The 19,886-nt window shown below is 68.3% G+C and carries 19 protein-coding genes; 12 read left to right on the forward strand and 7 right to left on the reverse strand.

What is annotated here, in order from left to right; translation table 11 throughout:
• The first annotated feature begins 243 nt into the window (after positions 1 to 243).
• The 6 genes from CXQ90_RS05885 to CXQ90_RS05910 all read left to right on the forward strand — a co-directional run bounded on the left by CXQ90_RS05885 (position 244) and on the right by CXQ90_RS05910 (position 5,412).
• Positions 244 to 591, forward strand: coding sequence for a molybdopterin oxidoreductase (locus CXQ90_RS05885; protein ID WP_104137959.1), 348 nt, complete (start codon positions 244 to 246; stop codon positions 589 to 591).
• A complete protein-coding gene (nirB, locus tag CXQ90_RS05890) occupies positions 591 to 3,104 on the forward strand; it encodes a nitrite reductase large subunit NirB (protein ID WP_104137678.1) in 2,514 nt (837 codons plus the stop codon). The genes CXQ90_RS05885 and nirB overlap by 1 nt, the downstream gene beginning before the upstream one ends.
• On the forward strand, positions 3,101 to 3,451 hold the full coding sequence (locus CXQ90_RS05895) for a Rieske 2Fe-2S domain-containing protein (protein ID WP_104137680.1): 351 nt from the start codon (positions 3,101 to 3,103) through the stop codon (positions 3,449 to 3,451). The genes nirB and CXQ90_RS05895 overlap by 4 nt, the downstream gene beginning before the upstream one ends.
• Before the next feature lie 119 nt (positions 3,452 to 3,570).
• Positions 3,571 to 3,966, forward strand: a complete 396-nt coding sequence (locus tag CXQ90_RS05900) for a DUF1801 domain-containing protein (RefSeq protein WP_104137681.1) — start codon at positions 3,571 to 3,573, stop codon at positions 3,964 to 3,966.
• Positions 3,967 to 4,094: 128 nt separating this feature from the next.
• Positions 4,095 to 4,775, forward strand: coding sequence for a cyclopropane-fatty-acyl-phospholipid synthase family protein (locus CXQ90_RS05905; RefSeq protein ID WP_258064390.1), 681 nt, complete (start codon positions 4,095 to 4,097; stop codon positions 4,773 to 4,775).
• A gap of 40 nt (positions 4,776 to 4,815) precedes the next feature.
• Positions 4,816 to 5,412, forward strand: a complete 597-nt coding sequence (locus CXQ90_RS05910; protein ID WP_104137684.1) for a dihydrofolate reductase family protein — start codon at positions 4,816 to 4,818, stop codon at positions 5,410 to 5,412.
• Between the two features lie 29 nt (positions 5,413 to 5,441).
• Here the strand turns inward: CXQ90_RS05910 and CXQ90_RS05915 are convergent, their stop codons facing one another.
• Complete coding sequence (locus tag CXQ90_RS05915) at positions 5,442 to 6,824, reverse strand: MFS transporter (RefSeq protein ID WP_104137960.1); 1,383 nt, start codon at positions 6,822 to 6,824, stop codon at positions 5,442 to 5,444.
• A 184-nt stretch (positions 6,825 to 7,008) separates the two neighbouring features.
• A complete protein-coding gene (locus CXQ90_RS05920) occupies positions 7,009 to 8,052 on the reverse strand; it encodes an Lrp/AsnC family transcriptional regulator (protein ID WP_104137686.1) in 1,044 nt (347 codons plus the stop codon).
• A gap of 125 nt (positions 8,053 to 8,177) precedes the next feature.
• Between CXQ90_RS05920 and CXQ90_RS05925 the strand changes: the two genes are divergently transcribed.
• Entirely contained in the window at positions 8,178 to 9,479 is a 1,302-nt protein-coding gene (locus CXQ90_RS05925; RefSeq protein ID WP_104137687.1) for a M20 family metallopeptidase, read from the forward strand.
• 25 nt (positions 9,480 to 9,504) lie between these two features.
• Complete coding sequence (locus tag CXQ90_RS05930; RefSeq protein ID WP_104137689.1) at positions 9,505 to 10,794, forward strand: MFS transporter; 1,290 nt, start codon at positions 9,505 to 9,507, stop codon at positions 10,792 to 10,794.
• Between the two features lie 112 nt (positions 10,795 to 10,906).
• Here CXQ90_RS05930 and CXQ90_RS05935 read toward each other — a convergent pair whose 3' ends face one another.
• Together CXQ90_RS05935 and CXQ90_RS05940 are read right to left on the reverse strand one after the other, a co-directional pair.
• Positions 10,907 to 12,133 carry an MFS transporter gene (locus tag CXQ90_RS05935; protein ID WP_104137962.1) on the reverse strand — a complete coding sequence of 409 codons (1,227 nt, stop codon included), beginning with the start codon at positions 12,131 to 12,133 and terminating at the stop codon, positions 10,907 to 10,909.
• 139 nt (positions 12,134 to 12,272) lie between these two features.
• Positions 12,273 to 13,520 (reverse strand): NAD(P)/FAD-dependent oxidoreductase, encoded by a 1,248-nt coding sequence (locus CXQ90_RS05940; protein WP_181038439.1) that lies wholly within the window; start codon positions 13,518 to 13,520, stop codon positions 12,273 to 12,275.
• A 189-nt stretch (positions 13,521 to 13,709) separates the two neighbouring features.
• Between CXQ90_RS05940 and trmB the strand changes: the two genes are divergently transcribed.
• Both trmB and CXQ90_RS05950 read left to right on the forward strand, forming a co-directional pair.
• On the forward strand, positions 13,710 to 14,672 hold the full coding sequence (gene trmB / locus CXQ90_RS05945) for a tRNA (guanosine(46)-N7)-methyltransferase TrmB (protein ID WP_104137692.1): 963 nt from the start codon (positions 13,710 to 13,712) through the stop codon (positions 14,670 to 14,672).
• A 102-nt stretch (positions 14,673 to 14,774) separates the two neighbouring features.
• A complete protein-coding gene (locus CXQ90_RS05950) occupies positions 14,775 to 15,623 on the forward strand; it encodes a DUF1206 domain-containing protein (RefSeq protein ID WP_104137693.1) in 849 nt (282 codons plus the stop codon).
• A gap of 54 nt (positions 15,624 to 15,677) precedes the next feature.
• Here the strand turns inward: CXQ90_RS05950 and CXQ90_RS05955 are convergent, their stop codons facing one another.
• Together CXQ90_RS05955 and CXQ90_RS05960 are read right to left on the reverse strand one after the other, a co-directional pair.
• Positions 15,678 to 16,364 carry a zf-HC2 domain-containing protein gene (locus CXQ90_RS05955; protein WP_104137695.1) on the reverse strand — a complete coding sequence of 229 codons (687 nt, stop codon included), beginning with the start codon at positions 16,362 to 16,364 and terminating at the stop codon, positions 15,678 to 15,680.
• Entirely contained in the window at positions 16,361 to 16,861 is a 501-nt protein-coding gene (locus CXQ90_RS05960; RefSeq protein WP_104137696.1) for a sigma-70 family RNA polymerase sigma factor, read from the reverse strand. The genes CXQ90_RS05955 and CXQ90_RS05960 overlap by 4 nt, the downstream gene beginning before the upstream one ends.
• A gap of 190 nt (positions 16,862 to 17,051) precedes the next feature.
• Here CXQ90_RS05960 and CXQ90_RS05965 point away from each other — a divergent pair, with 190 nt between their 5' ends.
• Together CXQ90_RS05965 and CXQ90_RS05970 are read left to right on the forward strand one after the other, a co-directional pair.
• Positions 17,052 to 17,555: a hypothetical protein gene (locus CXQ90_RS05965; RefSeq protein ID WP_104137698.1), complete on the forward strand. Its 504-nt coding sequence runs from the start codon at positions 17,052 to 17,054 to the stop codon at positions 17,553 to 17,555.
• Positions 17,556 to 17,613: 58 nt separating this feature from the next.
• Entirely contained in the window at positions 17,614 to 18,207 is a 594-nt protein-coding gene (locus tag CXQ90_RS05970; protein WP_258064378.1) for a DUF5655 domain-containing protein, read from the forward strand.
• 102 nt (positions 18,208 to 18,309) lie between these two features.
• On the opposite strand, the gene CXQ90_RS05975 is transcribed toward CXQ90_RS05970, so the two are convergent.
• The gene (locus CXQ90_RS05975) at positions 18,310 to 19,869 is read right to left on the reverse strand and encodes a glycoside hydrolase family 32 protein (RefSeq protein WP_104137699.1); all 1,560 of its coding nucleotides are present in this window, start codon (positions 19,867 to 19,869) and stop codon (positions 18,310 to 18,312) included.
• Between the last annotated feature and the right edge of the window lie 17 nt (positions 19,870 to 19,886).

Here is a 19,886-nt window from a genome sequence, read left to right on the forward strand (position 1 = left end):
ACCGCGCGGCGGAACACTTCGGTGTTCCGCCGCGCGGTTTCTTTGTGCCGGCAGCCACGTCCGCGGCCGCGTCCACCGGGCCGCCCACACGGTTTCCGCGCCCACGGTGTCCCGGTCCACGGTGAGGAAGGTGTTAAACGGAAATTACACGGCCAGCCGGGCGCTGTAACAAGCGCGGCGAAGGATGGACGTATGCCGGGCCGCCAACCTGGTGCAGCGTCCCTCCGCCGAAAGGATCTGACCGTGACCTTGAAGAACCTCTTCCTCCAGGGCGTCTTCCCGTTCGACGGAGCCGGCCTGGAAAAGCCGGTGCCCATCCACAGCCAGCTCTCGCACTACGTTCCCGACGGCGTGATCAACCAGACGCTGTATTTCCGGGGCGGCAACTCCTCCCCTGAGCTCATCACCGTGGTCCTGATGCGGGACGGCGTGCCCATGCGGTACTTCCCCATCGGGGCCAAGGGCAATGTCCACGTACCGCTCCGGGTGGTGGAGGACATCGACGGCGGTTCGCTGATCGAGCTCCAGCTGCTCGCGGACACGGGAGTCACCGGCGCCGTGGTGGTCGATCTGGGCATGGTGGAGCACTGATGACCACGCTGGCCAGCCGGGCCGCCCGGACCAGGACTGTTGATTCCCGCCGTCGGCTGGTGGTGATCGGCAACGGCATGGCCGGGGCGCGCGCCGTCGAGGAGATCCTGGCCCGCGGCGGGGCGGTGCAGTATCGGATCACCATGTTCGGTGACGAGCCGTACGGAAACTACAACCGGATCATGCTCAGCCACGTCCTCTCCGGCGAGGAGGACACCGGCAACATCTTCCTCAACTCACTGGCCTGGTACCGGGACAATGACATCACGCTGCACGCCGGAGTCCGGGTGGGCAGGATCGACCGCTTCGCCAAGCTGGTGTTTTCCGACGACGGCCGGGCCACTCCGTACGACGTCCTGGTCATCGCCACGGGCAGCCGCTCGCACCTGCCGCCGTTGGACGGCATGTACACGCCGGGCGGGCGCCTGCTGCCGGGGATTTTCGCCTTCCGCACCATCGACGACACCACCGGCATGGTCGCCTACGCCCAGCAGGACAACCATCACCGCGCCGTGGTGATCGGCGGCGGCCTGCTGGGGTTGGAAGCCGCGCGGGGACTGCAAAGCCACGGCATCGACGTCGAGGTGGTGCACTCCGGCAACCACCTCATGAACGCACAGATGGGGCCCGACGGCGGGGCGGTGCTGCGCCGCAGCGTGGAAGCCCTCGGCATCACCGTCCACACGGGCAGCCGGACCACGGCCGTCCTGGGCGTGGACAAGGTGCGGGGCGTCAGGCTGCGGGACAAGCCGGACATCGAGTGCGACATGGTGGTGGTGGCCGCCGGCATCCGCCCCAACGTGGACGTCGCGGTCACGGGCGGCCTGCCCGTGGAGCGCGCCATCGTGGTGGATGACCAGATGCGCGTGCCCGACGAGGACGCGATCTACGCAGTGGGAGAGTGCGTCCAGCACCGCGGCGAGGTGTACGGGCTGGTGGCGCCGCTGTGGGAGCAGGCTGCCGTGCTGGCCGACCACGTGACCGGCGCCAACCCGAAATCGGCCTACCTGGGCTCCCGGACCGCCACCAAACTGAAGGTGGCCGGCGTCGACGTCGCGTCCATGGGGCTGCAGGGCCCGGAACGGGACACCGATGAGCACGTGGTGTTTTCGGAGCCGAGCCGCGGGGTCTTCAAGTCCATCGTGATCCGGGACGGCAAGATCGTGGGCGCAACCCTGCTCGGTGATAGCCGCAAGGTGGCGTACCTGACGCAGGCGTTCGACCGCGGCCTGCCGCTTCCCGAAGAACGCGTCTCGCTGCTGTTCGACATCGGCGGGCCGGGTGAGGAAACGGGAGTGGCGGAACTGGCCGGCGACGCCCAGGTCTGCAACTGCAACGGCGTCAGCAAGCAGGCGCTGGTGGATACTGTGGCCGGCGGCTGCACCACGCTGGCCGGCGTCATGGATGCCACGCGGGCGGGCAAGGGCTGCGGCTCGTGCAAGCTGCTGGTCCGCCAGGTGGTGGAGTGGGCCGCCGACGGCGCCGTGGAGGAGGACCCCGCGGCGGCGTATTACGTTCCGGGCGTGCCGCTGGAAAAGGCCGCGCTGATGACGGCGATCCGCGAGCAGGGGCTGCGGTCCGTGTCCGCGGTGTTCGCTGCCCTGGCCCCTGGCGGCGCCGAGGACGCGAAGTCGAAGATGGGCCTGGCCTCGCTGCTGAAGATGATGTGGGCCGGCGAGTACATCGACGAGCGGGACGCGCGGTTCGTCAACGACCGCGTCCACGCCAACATCCAGCGCGACGGCACGTTCTCCGTGGTGCCGCAGATGAAGGGCGGCGTGACGTCACCGGAGCAGCTCCGCCGGATCGCCGACGTCGCGGACAAGTACAAGATCCCCATGGTGAAGCTCACCGGCGGGCAGCGGATCGACCTGCTGGGTGTTCCCAAGGAGGACTTGCCGAAGGTCTGGGCCGATCTCGGCATGCCGTCCGGCTACGCCTACGGCAAGAGCTTCCGCACGGTGAAGACGTGCGTGGGGCAGGAGTACTGCCGCTTCGGCACGGGCGACTCCACCCGGCTGGGCGTCGAGATCGAGTCCCGCTTCCAGGGCATCGAGTCGCCGGCGAAGCTGAAGCTTGCCGTGTCCGGCTGCCCGCGCAACTGCGCGGAATCGCTGGTCAAGGACGTTGGAGTGGTGGCGGTGGACGGCGGCCGCTGGGAGGTCTATGTGGGCGGGGCGGCCGGGGCCCACATCCGGAAGGGCGATCTGCTGGCAACGGTGGACAGCCCCGAGACCGTGAAGCTGCTGGCGGGCCGCTTCATGCAGTACTACCGCGAGCGCGCCAACTGGCTGGAACGGACGTACTCCTTCGTGCCGCGGATGGGGATCGAGCACCTCCGTGCCGTAATTGTCGACGACGCCGAAGGCCTGGGCGCGCAGCTCGACGCCGCCATGCAGGAGTCGGTGGACGCCTACGTTGACCCGTGGACCGAACGCGACGACCCCTTCACGCCCGGCCAGTTCCGCACCTCGCTCCCCCTTGAGGTCCTTCCCCAGGTGCCGGTCCGATGAGCCCCGAACTGAGCCCCGGTCAGGGCGCCGGTCAGGGCGCCGGCCTGCATGTCCTCGGCCCGCTGGACCAGGTTCCCGTGGGCGAGGGCCGGGCGTTTGGCGTGGCGGGCGAGCAGGTCGCGGTGTTCCGGCTGCGGGACGGTTCGCTCCGCGCCCTCTCGGCCGTCTGTCCGCACAAGGGCGGCCCGATCGCCGACGGCACCATCGACCAGGCCGTGGTGATGTGCCCGCTGCACCAGCACGCCTTTGCGCTGGACACCGGATGCTCCACCACCGGGGCCGGCCCGCTCCGCAGCTATCCGGTGTTCGCGGACGGGAACCGGAACATCGTCCTGCAGCTCCCCTGATCCCTTCCCCGACAAGGTCGCAGTTGTTGTCGTTATGGGGCTCAAAACGACAACAACTGCTACCTGGTTGGGCATGAGGAGACCTAGTTGGGCACGGGATTCTGTGGCAGGGTATCCCCATGGACTACACCGCAGATCCGCGCGTGGACGCCTACATCGATGCCCTGCCCGAGTGGCAGCAGGCGGTGTGCCGTCAGGTCCGCGAACTGGTCCACGCCGCCGATCCCGATGTGGTGGAAACCATCAAACGCACCCGCCAGCCCTACTTCGTCCTGGAGGGCAACGTCTGCGCGCTCCTCGCGGCCAAGGACCACGTGAACGTTTTCCTGTACGACGGCGGGCTGACGCCGGATCCGGAGCACCTCATCACCGGCGGGCAGGAGAACAAGACGGGCCGCACCGTGGCCTTCTACGAGGGCGAGTCGCTCAACGGCCCGGCCCTGACCGACATGTTCAGGTCCATCATCGCCAACAACCGCGCGGGCGGCTGGCGCAAAATCAAGAAGGACCAGTAGCCATGGCCGGCAACCAGCACTCCCCCGCCAGCAACAGCGAAACCAGCCCCTCCGAAGCAAAGCACGACGGCGCCGGTCACCATAGTGCGGGTAACGAGCCCGACAGCGCGGCGCAGCTTTGGGACGAAATGTACCGGAGCCGGCCCCGCGTGTGGAGCGGCAGGCCCAACCCGCAGCTCGTGGCGGAAGTTGCCGGCCTCGCACCCGGGACCGCACTGGACCTCGGCTGCGGTGAAGGCGCGGACGCCCTGTGGCTCGCAGAGCACGGCTGGACGGTGACCGCGGTGGATGTGTCCGCCGTCGCGCTTGAACGCGCAGCCGCCCACGCGGCGGAAGCCGGGTACGGACACCGCCTCACCTGGCTGCAGCGGGACCTGGAATCCTGGGCGCCCGAGGAGCGGTTCGACCTCGTCTCCGCGCAGTTTCTGCACTCCACGGAAATGCCGTGGCAGCGGTCGCACCGGATCGCGGCGGGCGCCGTCCGGCCGGGCGGAACGCTCCTGGTGGTGGGGCACCACCCGGACGGGCTGCCGCCGTGGTCCAGCCAGGCAGCCGCCAGCCACAGCCGCGCCGACCACGCCGACGGAGCCGACGGCGACGCATCGGACGGCCATGCGGCTGCCCATGCGGCGGGGCGGTTTTTCACCCCCGAGCAGCTCGTGGCCGAACTCGGCATCGCGCCACCGGAATGGAGCGTCCAGGTGGCTGAGAGCCGGGAAAGGGAGGCCACCGGCCCCGACGGGCAGATGGCCATTCTTGCCGACGCCGTCCTTCGCGCCACCCGGCTGAAGGCCGCGGACACCCCCTAACCGGACATCCCCTACCAGCCAACGCGAGGAGCGCGGACCCATGGCAAGACTTGTCGCTGAAATGACGATGTCCCTGGACGGCTTCATCGCCCTCCCGGACGACTCCGTGAACGGCCTCTTCGACTGGTACGGCAACGGGCCGGTGGAGGTCCCCACGGCCCGGCCGGACATGACCTGGCACGTCTCGGAACGGAGTGCCGAGCACCTGCGCCGCACCATGTCCACGGCGGGCGCCCTGCTGGTGGGCCGCAGGATCTTCGACATCACGCACGGTTGGGACGGGCGGCACCCCATCGACTGCCCCATCGTGGTGCTCAGCCATTCCGTTCCGGACGGCTGGCCCCGCGAGGGCGTCCCGTACACGTTCGTCACCACCGGCTTTGCGGACGCGGTCAAGGAGGCCACGGCACTGGCTGGCGGCAAGGATGTGGGATTGGCCGGACCCGATGTCATCCGGCAGGCCATTGACGCCGGGCTCGTGGAGGAGATCCGGGTCAACCTGGCACCCTGGCTGCTGGGCGAAGGGATCCGCTTCTTCGACAACCTCGCGGCGGCGCCGGTGAAGCTGGAGCAGACCCGGGTGATCCAGGGCGACGCCGTCACCCACCTGTACTACAAGGTCCTGCCGCGCGCCTGAACCGCCGGCGTCGGCCGGCTAGGCAGGCATCAGTCCGTAACCCGCGGCGCGATGGCGACCCCGGCCGCGGCGATCACCGCCGTCAGTGCGAAGACCCCGGCGAAGGAAGCCGCCGTCGTCGTCAGCGCGGTGAACACGATCCCGGTGGTGGCCAGCGCGAGGGCCCCGCCCAGGGAGTCGGAGATGGACATCGCCGAGCTGTTGAAGCCTTCGGTGTCCGGCGTGGACAGGGCGAGTGTCATGACGCTCAGCCGCGGGTACATCAGGCCCATGCCGCCGCCGGCGAGGATCCAGCCGAAAATCGCGACGGCGGCCGGCCAGCCAACCGCGGTGGTCACCAGGGCGAGGACGATTGCGGCCAGCACCAGCAGCGAGCCGGTCCGCACCGCGGCGGGGCTGCCCAGCCGCCCGCCGAGGCGCCCTTGGATCCCGGAGGCCGCCGCCCAGGCGAGCGCGCCGCCGGTCAGGGTGAGGCCGGCGAACGTGGGCGAGAAGGCGTAGCGCTCCACGAGCAGGTAGGGAAGGTAGACCTCGGCGCCGAAAAACGCCGCGGACACGAGCCCGCGGGTGAGGATCACGCTGGGCAGCCCGCGCCGGGCGGTCAGGGTCCCCCGCGGCACCAGCGGCCGGACGGCCAGCAGGGCAACCACGACGGCGGCCCCCGCCATGAGCGGACCGGCCACCGGCACCCCGGCGGACAGGTTCAGGCCCAGGACGGCCAGGGCGGCGAGCGCAGCCCAGGCCAGCCGCCCGAAGGCCCACGGGACCGGCTGGTCCTCCGGGCCGGACCGGACCCTCCGCAGCGCCGGCACCAGCATGGCCAGCGCCGGCACCACGAGCACCACCACGCCGAGGAACACCCAGTGCCAGCTGGCCAGCTGCGCCACGAGCCCGGCGGCGAACGGACCCACGAGGGACGGGATGACCCAGGCGGCGGAGAAGGCGGCGAAGATTTTGGCGTGCAGGACGGCCGGGTACGCACGGGCCACCACCACGTACAGGGCCACGGTCATGGCGCCGCCGCCCAGGCCCTGGATCAGGCGGCCCGCCACCAGGGCTGGCATGCTTTCGGCGGTGCCCGCGACCAGCAAGCCCAGCGCAAAGACCGCAACAGAGACATACAGCGGTGCCACGGGGCCGCGGCGGTCGGACCAGTTCCCGGCGCCCACCATGCCGATCACGCCCGTGGCCAGCGGCCCCGCGAAGGCGAGCGCATACAGGGCGGCGCCGTCGAGCTCGCGGCTCACCACCGGCATGATGGTGGTCACGGCGAGGGATTCAAAGGCCGCCAAAAACACCAGGGCGCACGCGCCAACGGTCACCAGGAGGTAGGGGCGTTGGAGGATCCCGGCGGCTGGCGGGGCGGGGAGCGGCGGGGCGGATTCGTGCACGGCGGCCTGATCGGTAGTCATGGGGCGGGCGGTCATTGGGCGGGCGGTCATTGGGCGGGCGGTCATTGGGCGGGCGGTCATTGGGCGGCGACGGTGCCCGGCACCGTCCCTGGAGCTAGGGGGCCTAGCATGCCACACGACACTGCCGGGACGCACCTCCCCGACCAGGTAGCAGCTGGCGCGGTTCCCAGCGTTGAGACGCGCGTCAGTTGCCACCCGGTTGGGCGGACCCGGCAGGAACGACGACGGCGCCGCTCGCCGTCGAGTCCGGGTTCAGCATCCAGCCCACCCGTTTGACGGTGGTCAGCATGACGACGCTTTCCACCAGTTCGATGCCCGGCACCTTCTGCTGCAGGGCGAGTTCGGCATCCATCACGTCAGCCAAGGACTGGAGCCACATGATGATCACGAAATTCGTGGGTCCCGTGGTTGAGGCGCTGAGCCGCACGTTCCGGATGGTCCGGAGGGAGGCCGCCGCGGCTTCGTGCTGGCCGGCCGGTACGTTGACGAACCACTGGCAGGTTACGGGAAAGGACGAGTATCTTTGCGCGATCTCGCACCGCAGGGACAGGATCCCGCTGGCCAGCACCCGGTTCAGCTGCCGTTGGACCGTGGCCGGGCTGCGGCCGAGCGCGCGTGCGATGTCTGCCGCCGTCGCGCGCCCGTCCTTGGCGAGGAAGGGCAGGAGGGCCAGGTGGCTCGCGGGCAGCGGCGCCTGAACGGCGTCGGAACGTTCGGGCTCCGCCGGCCCGGGCCGCGCCAGCGCCCTGACGGATGCCTGCTGCGCACGGCTCAGCACGTTCAGCCGCCAGGAATCACCGCCGGTGTGCAGCCGGGTGCACAGTGCGGCCTGGTACTTGAGGAGCCCGTCAATGTCCTTCAGCCGCGAGACCACGTTGGTGCTGAACTCCTCCAGCGATCCGGTGATGACCGTCAGCATGAGGTCCCGGTTGCTCGCAGCCTCTTCGACCGTGACGATCTCCGGCATCCCTGCGAGGCGGGCTGTGACGTCCTCCCTGCGGTTCATCTCGCAGTCCACGGCCACGAACGCGAGGCACATCTGTTTCGGGTCGCCGATCAGGTGCGCCGTGATCCAAGAGGCGCCGCCTGACCGCAACCGTTCCCACCGGGCCGCGAGGGTGGTGGCATGGACGCCCAGGACCTCGGCGGCGTCGGCCCAGCTCAGCCGCGGTGCGATCTGCAGGGCATGGATAAGCGCCAAGTCGTCCTCACTCAGTTCCACGATCATCCTCCGCTCTGCGTGAATCCTGCGTATTTGGCTTCCCGAGTGGATATTTCCAGCACTTCCACACAATGTGAAGTAGACCACTTCAGAATAGACCCACAGCGAGAAACCACAGACGAGGAGTACACGTGCCGATTGCCGCAGACGCCCGGGAGATGCAGGGAGATATCGCCCGGCTCCGTCACGACCTGCACCGGGAGCCGGAGATCGGCCTCCATCTGCCGCGAACCCAGGAAAAAGTGCTGAAGGCCCTGGACGGCCTGCCGTACGAGATCACGCTGGGCAAGGACACGACGTCGGTCACCGCAATCCTGCGCGGCGGCGCCAAGGACGGGACCGGCTCCGGGACCAACCCAGCCGCGGGCGGCGCCAACGGAGGGCCGCAGGACAGTCCCGGGAGCGCCCCGGCGGTGCTCCTCCGCGCCGACATGGACGGGCTGCCCGTCCAGGAAAAAACGGGTGTGGGCTACGCCTCCACGATCGACGGCGCCATGCACGCGTGCGGCCACGACCTCCACACCTCCATGCTCGCCGGCGCCGCCACGCTCCTTGCCGAACGCCGGCACCAGCTGGCCGGCGATGTGGTGCTGATGTTCCAGCCTGGCGAGGAGGGCTTTGACGGCGCCAGCTACATGATCCGCGAAGGCGTGCTGGATGCCCCCGGCCGCCGGGTGGACGCCGCCTACGGCATGCACGTGTTCTCCTCCCTCGAGCCGCACGGAACGTTCTGCACCAAGCCGGGGGTCATGCTCAGCGCCTCGGACGGCCTCGTTGTCACGGTGCTGGGTGCCGGCGGCCACGGCTCCACCCCGCACTCGGCCAAGGACCCGGTCACAGCGGCCGCCGAAATGGTGACCGCCCTGCAGGTGATGGTCACGCGCCAGTTCAACATGTTCGATCCCGTGGTCCTCTCCGTGGGCGTGGTCCACGCCGGCACCAAGCGCAACGTCATCCCGGAGACCGCCCGCATCGAGGCCACCATCCGCACCTTCTCCGACGAGTCCCGGCAGAAGATGATGGATGCCGTGCCGCGGCTGCTCAAGGGAATCGCGGCGGCGCACGGCCTGGACGTCGATGTGGACTACCAGCAGGAGTATCCGCTCACCATCACGGACGAGGACGAGACGCACACGGCGGAAAACGTCATCGCCGGGCTGTTCGGCGAATCGAGGCTGTCGCGGTGGGCCACCCCGCTCGGCGGCTCCGAGGATTTCTCCCGCGTCCTGGCCGAGGTGCCGGGCACCTTCATCGGGCTGAGCGCGGTGCCTCCGGGCGCGGATCACGCCACCTCGCCGTTCAACCACTCACCGTACGCAACGTTCGACGACGGCGTGCTGGCTGACGGAGCCGCGCTCTATGCGGAACTCGCCATCTCCCGCCTGGCGGCGCTGGCAGCACAGTCCCCTTCCCCCGCACCGGCCGCTTCCTAGCCCACCCCACCACAGGGAGAAATCCATGACCGCCATCATCAACCCGCAGCGCGCGGACCGGGCGTCCACCCGGAAGACCATCGTCGGCACCGGCATCGGCAACGCCGTCGAATGGTACGACTGGGCCATCTACGCGACCTTCACGCCGTTCATCGCCAGCCAGCTCTTCAGCAAGTCGGATCCGGCATCGGCGGTGCTGTCCACCCTGGCGATTTTCGCCGTCGGCTTCGTGGCCCGTCCGTTCGGCGGGTTCCTCTTCGGCTGGATCGGCGACAGGGTGGGCCGCAAGGCCTCCATGACGCTCGCCGTCGGGCTCGCCTCGCTGGGCAGCCTGATGATCGGCATCGCGCCGACGTTCGCCGCCGTCGGCGCCTGGGCCTCGCTGATGCTCCTGGTGGCCCGGCTGGTCCAGGGCCTGGCCCACGGCGGTGAGCTGCCGTCGTCGCAGACCTATCTTTCGGAGATGGCGCCCCGCGAGCACCGCGGATTCTGGGCCACCCTGATCTACACCTCCGGCACCGCAGGCATCCTGTTCGGAACGCTGCTGGGGGCCGTCCTGAACATGGCGCTGAGCACCGAGGTCATGAATGCATGGGGCTGGCGGATCCCGTTCCTGATCGGCGCCGCGATGGGCCTGTACGCGCTGATCATGCGGTCCCGGCTGCACGAGACGGACGCCTTCGAGGGCGAGTCCGCCACCGAGAAGCGCGCGCCCATCTGGCCCCAGATTGTCCGCTACCGCAAGCAGGCCCTGCAAGTGATCGGCTTGACCGTGGGCCTCACGGTGATCTACTACATCTGGGGTGTGGTGGCCCCCAGCTATGCCACCACCGCGCTGAAGATCGACCGCGGAGAGGCGCTGTGGGCCGGCGTCATCGGCAACATCGTGTTCATTGCCGCCCTGCCGTTCTGGGGCAAGCTGTCGGACCGGATCGGCCGCAAGAAGGTGCTGTGGGCCGGTGCCAGCGGCGCCGCCGTCATGCACTTCCCCATGACCTGGCTGCTGAAGGATTCCGCGTGGCAGCTGGCTGTGAGCATGTCCGTGATGCTGATCTTCATCGCCGCGAGCGCCGCCATTGTGCCCGCCGTCTACGCCGAACTGTTCCCCACGAGCATCCGGACCGTGGGCGTGGGCGTGCCGTATTCCATCTGCGTGGCGCTCTTCGGCGGGACCGCTCCGTACCTGCAGCAGTGGCTCGGCACGACGCTCCAGATGCCTAACCTGTTCAACGTGTACGCGGTGGTTCTGCTTGCAGTGAGTGCGGCGTTCGTCTTCACCATCCCCGAGACCAAGGGCAAGGACCTGACGCACTAGCCCTTCCCGTCCGCCCGGGTTGAGCTATCAGTTGCTGCTGTTCTGGAGGGCTCAGAACAGCAACGACTGATAGTTCAACGTGTTTGTGGAGGGGAGGGGGCAGCGACGGGGGTCAGCCGCCGACGTACCGGTTCCGCCCGGCCCGGTACCCGAACACCGCCGCGAGCGCGCCCACCGCGAGGAACAGCACCCCGGCGGCCGCGAACGATCCCGTTGCCTGGTGCAGCTGGCCCACCATGAGCGTTCCGGCGGACCCGAGTCCGTAGCCAACGCCCTGCATCATGCCGGAGAGGTGCGCAGCGGTGTGGCCGTCCCGGGTGCGGAGCATGATCATGGTCAGGGCCACGGCGGTGAGGCTGCCCTGCCCTAGGCCCAGCAGCCCGGTCCACAGCCAGATCAGCTCCAGCGGGCCGAAGATGCTCAGCGCAAAACCGCCGCCGGTCATGAGAGCCACCACCGTGTTGATCACCCGCTGGTCCCGGAACCTGGCGGCCAGCGCCGGGGCGAAGAGTGAGCCGAGCATCTGCAGCACGATCGACGCCGACACGATCAGCCCCGCCGTTCCGCCGTCCACGCCGCGCTCGCGCAGGATGGGCGCCAGCCAGGCAAAGACGCTGAAGGACATCATGGCCTGCAGCACCATGAAAATTGTGACCTGCCAGGCAACCGCCGAGCGCCATACGTTGACGCCGTCCCGCACGGCCTTGTGCTGCCCGTGCCGCTGCCGTACGGCAACCGGAAGGAAAAGCAACATCACGACGGCGGCCGGCACCGCCCAGAACCACAGCGCCGGAGCCCAGTGCCCGGTCGCGTTGAAGACCGGGTAGGTGAAGCCGGCGCCCAGGGCAGCGGATGCGCAGATCGCCGTCGTGTACAGGCCGCCCATCAGCCCGAGCCGGTGCGGAAAGTCGCGTTTCACCAGCCCGGGAAGCAGCACGTTGCAGAGCGCGATCGCCGCGCCGCAGGCTGCCGTTCCGGCGAGCAGCGCCGGCAGGTGTCCGGCTCCGGGGAGGTCAGCGGGGCGGAGGAGCAGGCCCGCAGTCAGTACCGCCATGGCGCCGAACAGCACGCGCTCGGCGCCTAACCGGCGCGCCAGGACCGGGGCCAGCGGCGCGAACACCCCCAGCAGCGTCACCGGCACGGTGGTGAGCACCACCACCGCCCAGCCCGGCAGGCCGGCGTCGGACGTCACCTCCGGAAGTACCGCCGAAAAGCTGGAGAACACCGTCCTCAGGTTCAGGCCGATCAGCACCAGGCACAGTCCCAGGTACACCAGCGCCCGCCGGCTGCCGACGCGCGTGGGCTCGGCGGCCGGAACGTCATCGATCTCGGCATCCACGAGCGTGGAGACGGACGGGGCGGCGGCGTCGGAGGTGCTGGTGGACCGCGGATTTTCAGTGTGCGTCACAGGGCCCATTCTGGCAGGACGCTGCGCCGCCCCCGGGCAGCCGGCCTTGGGTCCTCTCCTGCGCGACGCGTCAACGGGCCCAGAGCGGCCAGAGCCGCTCGGCCTTGCGCCTGACCTCCGAGTAGGGAATTTCCGCGCTCTTGGCTTGGGCGAAGATGCTCAGACCCACCACCGACGTCGCGAGGGCACGGACCGTGTGGAAACGGTTTTCAAACAGACTCCGCTCACTGATCCACGACACCGCATCCGCTTCGGGTTTCCACGCGGCGGTGTATCGTGCCGCCGCGACGGGCAGTTGGTCCGGCAGGTTCCCCTCGGCTTTGATGCACTGATCGAGTGCCATGGCCGACTCCATGGCGCCGTTGACTCCCTGCCCGATCGGCGGGTAGGGGGCCGCCGCGTCACCGATCAGCACGGCTTTGCCGCCGTGGAACTGTGAGCAGTTCAGGCTCCGTCCAATGTGATAGCACGTTCGCTTCGCGAAGGTTTCGACCTGTCCGTCGCCGGCGAATTCGAGAACGCGCGGGCAGCGTTCCTGCAGGAAGCGCCGGGCCTCTTCAGCGGAGGAGAATTCGATGTGTTTCTTCGTCCCTATCGCGCAGAACCACCTGGCGGACAAGGATCCCTCGTCGCCTTTGATGGCTCCGGCCACGCAGAAGGGGCGCGTCGACAGCCCGTGCAGGTAATTCTTGTCCAACCGGTTTCCGACCTTGTCGAGTTCGATCATGGTGCAGTAATTGGGGAAGGATTTGGCGGTGACGGTGAATCCGGGGATCTGATCCTGGAGGGCCGCGCGGGTCGTGGAGCCGGCCCCGTCCGCGCCGACGATGAGATCAAACGTTCTGGTCATCACGGTCCCGGTTTCAAGTGCGACCGTAAGGGACCCGGATACCGTGTCCGCGATTTCCACTCGGGTTTCGAACTCCGTGGTCACGAGGTCGCCGTACTTTTCGAGGACTGACATGAGGGCGCGAAGGATGTCGCCCCGCGATCCGGTCCATCCCGGGAGCGTCCATTCCTCGGTTCCCCTGCCGGGGATCTTGAGGCCCTTGAAGCTGATCATTCTGTCGTCGAACTCGGAGCAGGCATCAATGTGCCGAAGGGCCTTGAGCCCGTGCCCGGAGATGTCGATCGTGTAGGAACGGTCCGGGTTGAAGCGCGGGGCGGCGTCAGGGTGGACGTCACGTTCGAAAACTGTTGACCTGAGTCCGCGGCGGGCGAGCGCAATCGCGAGCACCAGCCCGGACGGACCAGCCCCCAGGATCGCGATGGTTCCGGCGTTGGTCTTTGTCCCTGGCTCGGGAGGCGATGATTCCATGGCATTTCCTGAAGGCCCGATGATATGGAATGGTCGGCTGCCGGGCGGGCCCGCTGGTCTCCGGACACGAACAGCCATAAGCGTGAGTCGGTGAGCGGCCGACCTCTGGGATAGCAACACTTTACGCCTGCCGGTTTAGGGAGTGAACCACCGGCATGCGCCTCCATGAACTCCACTATTCTGGAGGTGATGAGTGAAACACCAGAATCCCCCGAGTCGCCTGACGTCGAGCCGCCTGAAAACGAGTCTCCCGCAAACCCGAACCAGCCCCGGCCCGTCACACCCGGCAGCCAGGCCTCCTTCGGAACCTACGGCGGTCGGCCGGTCAGCTTTGTGCGTCGCGGAACCCGGCTGCAAGGGCGCCGCCAGGCGGCCTGGGAAACGCACTCGGACCGCTGGGCCGTGGACGTTCCGCGTCACGTTGCGAACACCTCCGTCCACCCGGACTACACGTTCGACGCCGAAGCCGAGTTCGGCCGCACGGGGCCGCTGATCGTCGAGGTCGGCTCGGGGCTGGGCGACGCCATCTGCCATGCCGCCGAGGAGAACCCGGAGACGGACTTCCTCGCCGTGGAGGTCTATACGCCCGGGCTGGCCAACACCATGATCAAGATCAACAGCCGCGGACTCACCAACGTCCGGGTCGTGGAGGCGAACGCCCCGGAGGTCCTGGCCACCATGCTGCCGCCGGGATCCGTCAGCGAACTGTGGATCTTCTTCCCCGACCCCTGGCACAAGTCCCGGCACCACAAGCGCCGGCTCATCCAACCCGAGTTCGCCGAACTCGCCGCCAGGGCGATAAAGCCGGGCGGCCTCTGGCGGATTGCCACGGACTGGTCCAACTACGCCGTGCACGTGCGCGACGTCCTCGCCGGTTCGGCGGCCTTTGAGAACCTGCACACCGGAGAACGCAGCGGTCCGGAGAGCCCCCTCACGCACGTCTGGCAGAGCGGGGTCGAGTCGCTCGTGGGCGGTGCGCCGGTGAAGGAAGGCCGCGCCCCGGTGAGCACGGAGCACACAGGGCCCAACGAAGGCATTGACGAAACCGGCGGCTGGGCGCCGCGGTTCGAGGGCCGCATCCGCACCAGCTTCGAGAACAAGGCGCACGAGGCCGGACGGTTGATCTTCGACCTCTGCTACCGCCGGCTGTAGCAGAGACGGGCCCGTCACCGGCGTGCCGCAGTACTGCCTACGGCGTCTGTTCCGGAGCCCTGACGCGTGGCACGATGATCGTGTGGCGGGTAGCCGCGGGAGATGCACCAGGGTGCGGGCGAAGGAACGATCATCAAAAGAGAACTGAGAAGCGCAGCGGGCAAGGCCGAAGACGCCACGAACTCGCGCGCGCTCGAGATGTTGGCCAGGGCGGGGTTTGCCGTGAGCGGCGTCCTCCATTTCCTGGTCGGGACCATCGCCATCGGGCTGGCCACCGGAAAGAGCGGCCGGGCGGACGTCAGCGGCGCCGTCGGGGAGCTGGCCAGCCAGCCCGCGGGTCCTGTGCTTCTGTGGGGCAGCTTCGCGGCGTGCGTTGCCCTGGCCCTGTGGCAGACCAGTGACGCCATCTTCGACTTCGAGCATCTGCCGCCGAAGGACAAGACGGCCAAGAAGGCCAAGGCCGCAGCGCAGGCCGTCGTCTATGCGGCACTCGCTGTTACGCTCGCAGCGTTCGCGCGCGGGACCGGCCAGGACAACAGGGAATCCACCAGCGACATGACCGTCAGCGTCCTGAAGGCACCGGGCGGCGTCCTGCTCCTGGTACTGATCGGAGCGGGCGTGGCCATCACCGGGATCTTCTACGCTGTGCGCGGTTTCAAGAAGTCCTTCGAAAAGCACATCAACATGCCGCCCTCACCCAACGCACGGAAGGCCGTGACCGGGCTGGGCATCGCCGGGTATGCGGCCAAGGGCGTTGCCCTCTTCGTGACGGGCCTGCTGGTTGTCATCGCCGCCGTCACGGCGCATCCGGAACAATCGACGGGACTCGACGGCGGCCTCAGGGCGCTGCGTGAACAGCCGTTCGGGATCTACGTTCTGGGCGCCGTGGGCGTGGGACTCATCTGCTACGGCGTCTACATGGTGGTGCGGGCCAAGCTCGCCCGGATGTAGCCCGGCCTCTCAGCTTCCACCCGCGCGCCCACGCCCGCCGACGGGCGCGCCTGCTCAACCGCCCGGCACTGCCACCACGGCTATGGTCTGCTGCCGGTCGTTCCGCAGCTCAACGCTGGCGATGCTCGTGTACTGAACCGGCGTGGCGCTGGTGACCGTGACCCGTCCGCTGGGAGTCGCCATCCAGGCGCAGGCGCGGTCCTCGGCCCCGGCGCGGTCCTTCACCCACAGCGACAGCTTTCCGTCCTGGGGCAGGCTCCGTCCGTCCACGGCAAGTTCAGTGCCCCACGTCTTTTTGACCATGCCCACGGTGACCTGGATGCCGGTGTCCGACTGCACGGAGTAGCTCGCATCAGGCTTCCTTGCCGGGTCCAGAAGCGGCGCCGCCGCGAAGCCGAGGGCAAGGCAGGCGGCCGCGATCACGCCGACCAAGGCGGCCAGCCGCCGTCGGGAATTCCGACGGCGGGCGGCCAGTTCGTCGAAGACAGTTTGCGGAACGCTGACCGCCGGCTCTCCTGCACCGCGGCCCGAACCGGGTGCCCGGTGCGCCGGGACGGCGAGCGCCACGGCGTCGGGCACCGGCACCGCCGTCAACAGGCCGGGAAGGCTTTTCAGGTCCTCTAGTTCGCTGCGGCACATGCCGCATTGCTGGAGATGGTCCTCGAAGCGCGTCTTGTCTGCGTCATCGAGTCCTCCCAGCAGGTATGCCCCCAACAGCTCGTGGAGTTCCTTGCCGTTCACCGTTCCACACCCATTTCATCAAGAATTGTCCGCAGGGCCTTCACCGCGTAGAAGGCCCTGGATTTGACTGTGCCGCTTGGAATGTTCAGCTGCACCGCGGCCTCGTTCACCGTGAAACGCCGGTAATGCAGCGCCACCAGCACATCGCGGTGTTCCGCGCTCAGCCGGAGCAGGGCCTCCTCCATCAGGACCCTGTTCAGCAGCTCGTCGACCCTGCCGGTAACCTCCGCCGGGTCCGCCAGCTCGCGGTCATCCGCCTCCTGCGGCCTTCGCTGGGATTTCCGGTAGTTGTCGATCATGACGTTCCGGGCCGTCCGGAACAGGTAGCTGCGCATGCTGCCCGTGATCTCGGGCGCCTGCTGCCAGACGCGCAGGACTGTTTCCTGCACAATGTCATCAGCCAGGTGCGGGTCACGGGAGGCGCTGAGCACGAACCGGCGCAGGGCCGTTCCGTGCTCACGGTAGATCGCGGCCACCACGTCCTCATCCAGTGGCATGTGCGACCTCCCTGCAGCGACACGATGAAGCCGGTCCGCGTGAACCGGCATTCCTGGCAAATACGACGTCGGCGGCCGCCGAAAAGTTCATTCCTGCGAGTCGCAGATTCTTTGAACCATTCTTCACCTTTGTGCGTCATTCCAAATAGCGCCGGTTCCCAGTCTGCCGGCCTGAGCCAAGGAGCAGCACATGAACAAGCAACTGAGCGTTGGCCTCGCAGTTCTGGCCCTAGCCGCCTCGCTGACTGCCTGTGGCGGCGGCACCGGCACAGCGCCCACCACGGCCGCCCCGGAGACCACCACCGCATCGCCGGCAACCACGGCCCCCGCCACCGAAGGCGCCACGGTGGACCTCAAGACGGCAGAGTCCAGCGCCGGCAACATTGTGGTTGACGGCAAGGGCATGAGTGTTTACTACTTCACCAAGGACGTCAAGGACTCCGGAAAGAGCAACTGCACCGGAGAGTGCCTCGTGGCCTGGCCGCCGGTGATCACCACCAGCGACACCCCGAAGGTTGAGGGCGTGACCGGGACCGTCGGTACCATCACCACCCCCGACGGCAAGAAGCAGGTGACCGTCAACGGCATGCCGGTCTACCTGTGGGAAAAGGACAAGGCCCCCGGTGACGTCACGGGTCAGGGCGTGGGCAACGTCTGGTACCTCGTGGCACCCGACGGAACGATGATCAAGTAGCAGGCAGCAATCCTGGCGGCCGGCGCCTGCCCGCAGGCGCCGGCACTACCATCGGAGCATGACAACTACACACGACCTGAAGTCCGCCGCAAAGACGTGGCAGACCATGGTGGATAGCAATCAGGCGCTGCTGCTGCGGAAGTCCGGGCATGATGTCACCTGGTGGGCAGCGAAGGGGCACGCCCAGGGGCTGAAAAACGATGCCGAGCTCCGCGCCTGGATGCGCGACGAGCACGGCATCACCGGGTACGCCCAGTACGCCGTGTCCTGGGAGATGTTCGGCTATCCGGAGTTCATGCTGCGCGACGCCGATGAACTCATCGATGGCCAGTACGAGGACCACCCGCACCTGCGGCCCATCGCCAATACCCTCCTGGCATGGGCCGCAGCCCACCAGGGCGTGGAAATCCAGATGCGCAAAGGCTACGTGTCCCTGCACAGCAGCAGGCGCAAGTTCGCCCAGGTGACCCGGGCGAACAAGACGGCGGTGGACGTGGCACTGAGGATCGAGGCGCCTAGTGGGGGACGTCTCGAGGAGGTCAAGGTCCGGGCCGGGGACTTCTTCGACCGCAAGGTGCGCCTCACGTCCGTGGAACAGGTGGACCAGGAACTCCTGGACCTCCTGGAGACGGCGCTGGAACAAAACAGCTAACCAGCGCCGCCACCGCCGATCGATCCAGGCCCCGCCGATCGACCGGACCTCGCGTCCGTTTCGACGGTTCCGTGCACACTCGACGACGCGAAACCGCTGACCTCAGCCGGTGACGCTGAGGCTCACCAGGGTGCCGCCGTCGCCCTCTGCCAGCAGGCCGACGGCGGTGCTTGAGCCCGCGGGGAAGACCTGGTCGGTGATGGTGGCCAGGCCGTCCTGGGCGAAGACCTCCACCGAACAGCGGTCCAGGAACACCCGGAGCCGAAGCCGGCCGTCAACGAGGGGAACTGCCACCCGCTCGACTGAGGGGAAGGCCTCGTGGAAGCCGACATTGCCTGACGCCGTCCGGTCGAGGCTGAGCTCCCCCGAGCCGGAATCATAGGCCAGCACGGTGCGCTCCGATCCGCCAGCAAGTCCGTCGGCAGACGCTTCGGCAGCCCCGCCGGCAGCTCCCCCGCCCGCACGGAGCACGAAGCCCACCTTGCCGGTAGAGCCGGGCCGGAATTCGGCATCGATCCGCAAAACGTCACCGGACGCCGCGGCCGGAAGCCAGGTGACGCCGTCGGCCAGTTCCTGTCCGCCCCGGGCGAGCAGCTCCGTTCCCGAAGCCGCCAGCGGATCCACGGCCTCCTGCACCAGCACCGGACGCCCGCCGCGGGTCTCCAGCCGAACCTCCCGGACCAAGGACATCGCACTTCGCCAGCCGTCGGACGGCGTGGCGGCGGCGTACTGCCAGTTGTTCATCCAGCCGATCATGAGTCGGCGGCCGCCGGGGACGTTGCTGAAGGACACGGCCGCGTAGTAGTCCCGGCCCCAGTCCAGCCAGCCGTAGTCGGCCATGCGGCTGTCGTCAGCCTGGCGGCCCTCGGTGACAGTGGTTTCGGAACGGAACGCGACGCCGTCGAACGTTCCGAGGAAGTACTGGCCGCCGGAGCCGCCGGCGATGCCGCCCGGGCTCAGGTTGACCACCAGCACCCACCGGGTGTTCCCGGCGTCGCCGTCCACGGGCAGTTCAAACAGGTCCGGGCATTCCCAGACGCCGTCGGTGGCGTTCGCTGGTCCGAAGGTGCTCAGGTACTCCCACGACTTCAGGTCCGGGGACTTGTACAGGACCACCTCATGCTTGAGTGCCTCGACGGCGACCATCACCCAGTACCGTCCGGCAGCGCCGTCGTACCAGAAGACCTTGGGGTCCCGGAAGTCCGAGGACTCCCGGTCCAGCACCGGGTTGCCGGCGTACTTGGTCCAGGTGGCGCCGTCGTCCGTGCTGTACGCCAGGGACTGCGCCTGCCGGCCGGCGAGTGGGGAGGCGGGCGAATAGGCGCTGGTGTAGATCGCCACGAGTGGCGGCACTCCCCCGGCACCAAACCCGCTGGTGTTGTGGACATCCAGCACGGCGGACCCGGAGAAGATGGCCTCCTGCTCGTCGCAGGAGATGGCAACGGGCTGCTCGTCCCAGTGCAGCAAGTCCGCCGAGGTGGCATGACCCCAGGACATGTTGCCCCAGACGTCGCCGTGCGGGTTGTGCTGATAGAAGAGGTGGTACACGCCGTTGGCGTACACGAGGCCGTTGGGGTCGTTCAGCCAGTTGCGTTCCGCGGCGTAGTGCCACTGGGGCCGGTACCGGCAGTCAAGCGCGGTGGTGGTATTCAGGGAAGTCATTGTCAGCTTTCGCACTA

The organism is Arthrobacter sp. ZGTC131 (genome assembly GCF_002929275.1).
Taxonomy (GTDB): Bacteria; Actinomycetota; Actinomycetes; order Actinomycetales; family Micrococcaceae; genus Arthrobacter.

Excerpts from the sequence above, each read along its gene's own strand:
- nirB (WP_104137678.1), top strand. The coding sequence starts at position 591 with ATGACCACGCTGGCCAGCCGGGCCGCCCGGACCAGGACTGTTGATTCC.
- CXQ90_RS05895 (WP_104137680.1), top strand. The coding sequence starts at position 3,101 with ATGAGCCCCGAACTGAGCCCCGGTCAGGGCGCCGGTCAGGGCGCCGGC.
- CXQ90_RS05900 (WP_104137681.1), top strand. The coding sequence starts at position 3,571 with ATGGACTACACCGCAGATCCGCGCGTGGACGCCTACATCGATGCCCTG.
- CXQ90_RS05905 (WP_258064390.1), top strand. The coding sequence starts at position 4,095 with ATGTACCGGAGCCGGCCCCGCGTGTGGAGCGGCAGGCCCAACCCGCAG.
- CXQ90_RS05910 (WP_104137684.1), top strand. The coding sequence starts at position 4,816 with ATGGCAAGACTTGTCGCTGAAATGACGATGTCCCTGGACGGCTTCATC.
- CXQ90_RS05915 (WP_104137960.1), bottom strand. The coding sequence starts at position 6,824 with ATGACTACCGATCAGGCCGCCGTGCACGAATCCGCCCCGCCGCTCCCC.
- CXQ90_RS05920 (WP_104137686.1), bottom strand. The coding sequence starts at position 8,052 with ATGATCGTGGAACTGAGTGAGGACGACTTGGCGCTTATCCATGCCCTG.
- CXQ90_RS05930 (WP_104137689.1), top strand. The coding sequence starts at position 9,505 with ATGACCGCCATCATCAACCCGCAGCGCGCGGACCGGGCGTCCACCCGG.
- CXQ90_RS05940 (WP_181038439.1), bottom strand. The coding sequence starts at position 13,520 with ATGGAATCATCGCCTCCCGAGCCAGGGACAAAGACCAACGCCGGAACC.
- trmB (WP_104137692.1), top strand. The coding sequence starts at position 13,710 with ATGAGTGAAACACCAGAATCCCCCGAGTCGCCTGACGTCGAGCCGCCT.
- CXQ90_RS05950 (WP_104137693.1), top strand. The coding sequence starts at position 14,775 with ATGCACCAGGGTGCGGGCGAAGGAACGATCATCAAAAGAGAACTGAGA.
- CXQ90_RS05960 (WP_104137696.1), bottom strand. The coding sequence starts at position 16,861 with ATGCCACTGGATGAGGACGTGGTGGCCGCGATCTACCGTGAGCACGGA.
- CXQ90_RS05965 (WP_104137698.1), top strand. The coding sequence starts at position 17,052 with ATGAACAAGCAACTGAGCGTTGGCCTCGCAGTTCTGGCCCTAGCCGCC.
- CXQ90_RS05970 (WP_258064378.1), top strand. The coding sequence starts at position 17,614 with ATGACAACTACACACGACCTGAAGTCCGCCGCAAAGACGTGGCAGACC.
- CXQ90_RS05975 (WP_104137699.1), bottom strand. The coding sequence starts at position 19,869 with ATGACTTCCCTGAATACCACCACCGCGCTTGACTGCCGGTACCGGCCC.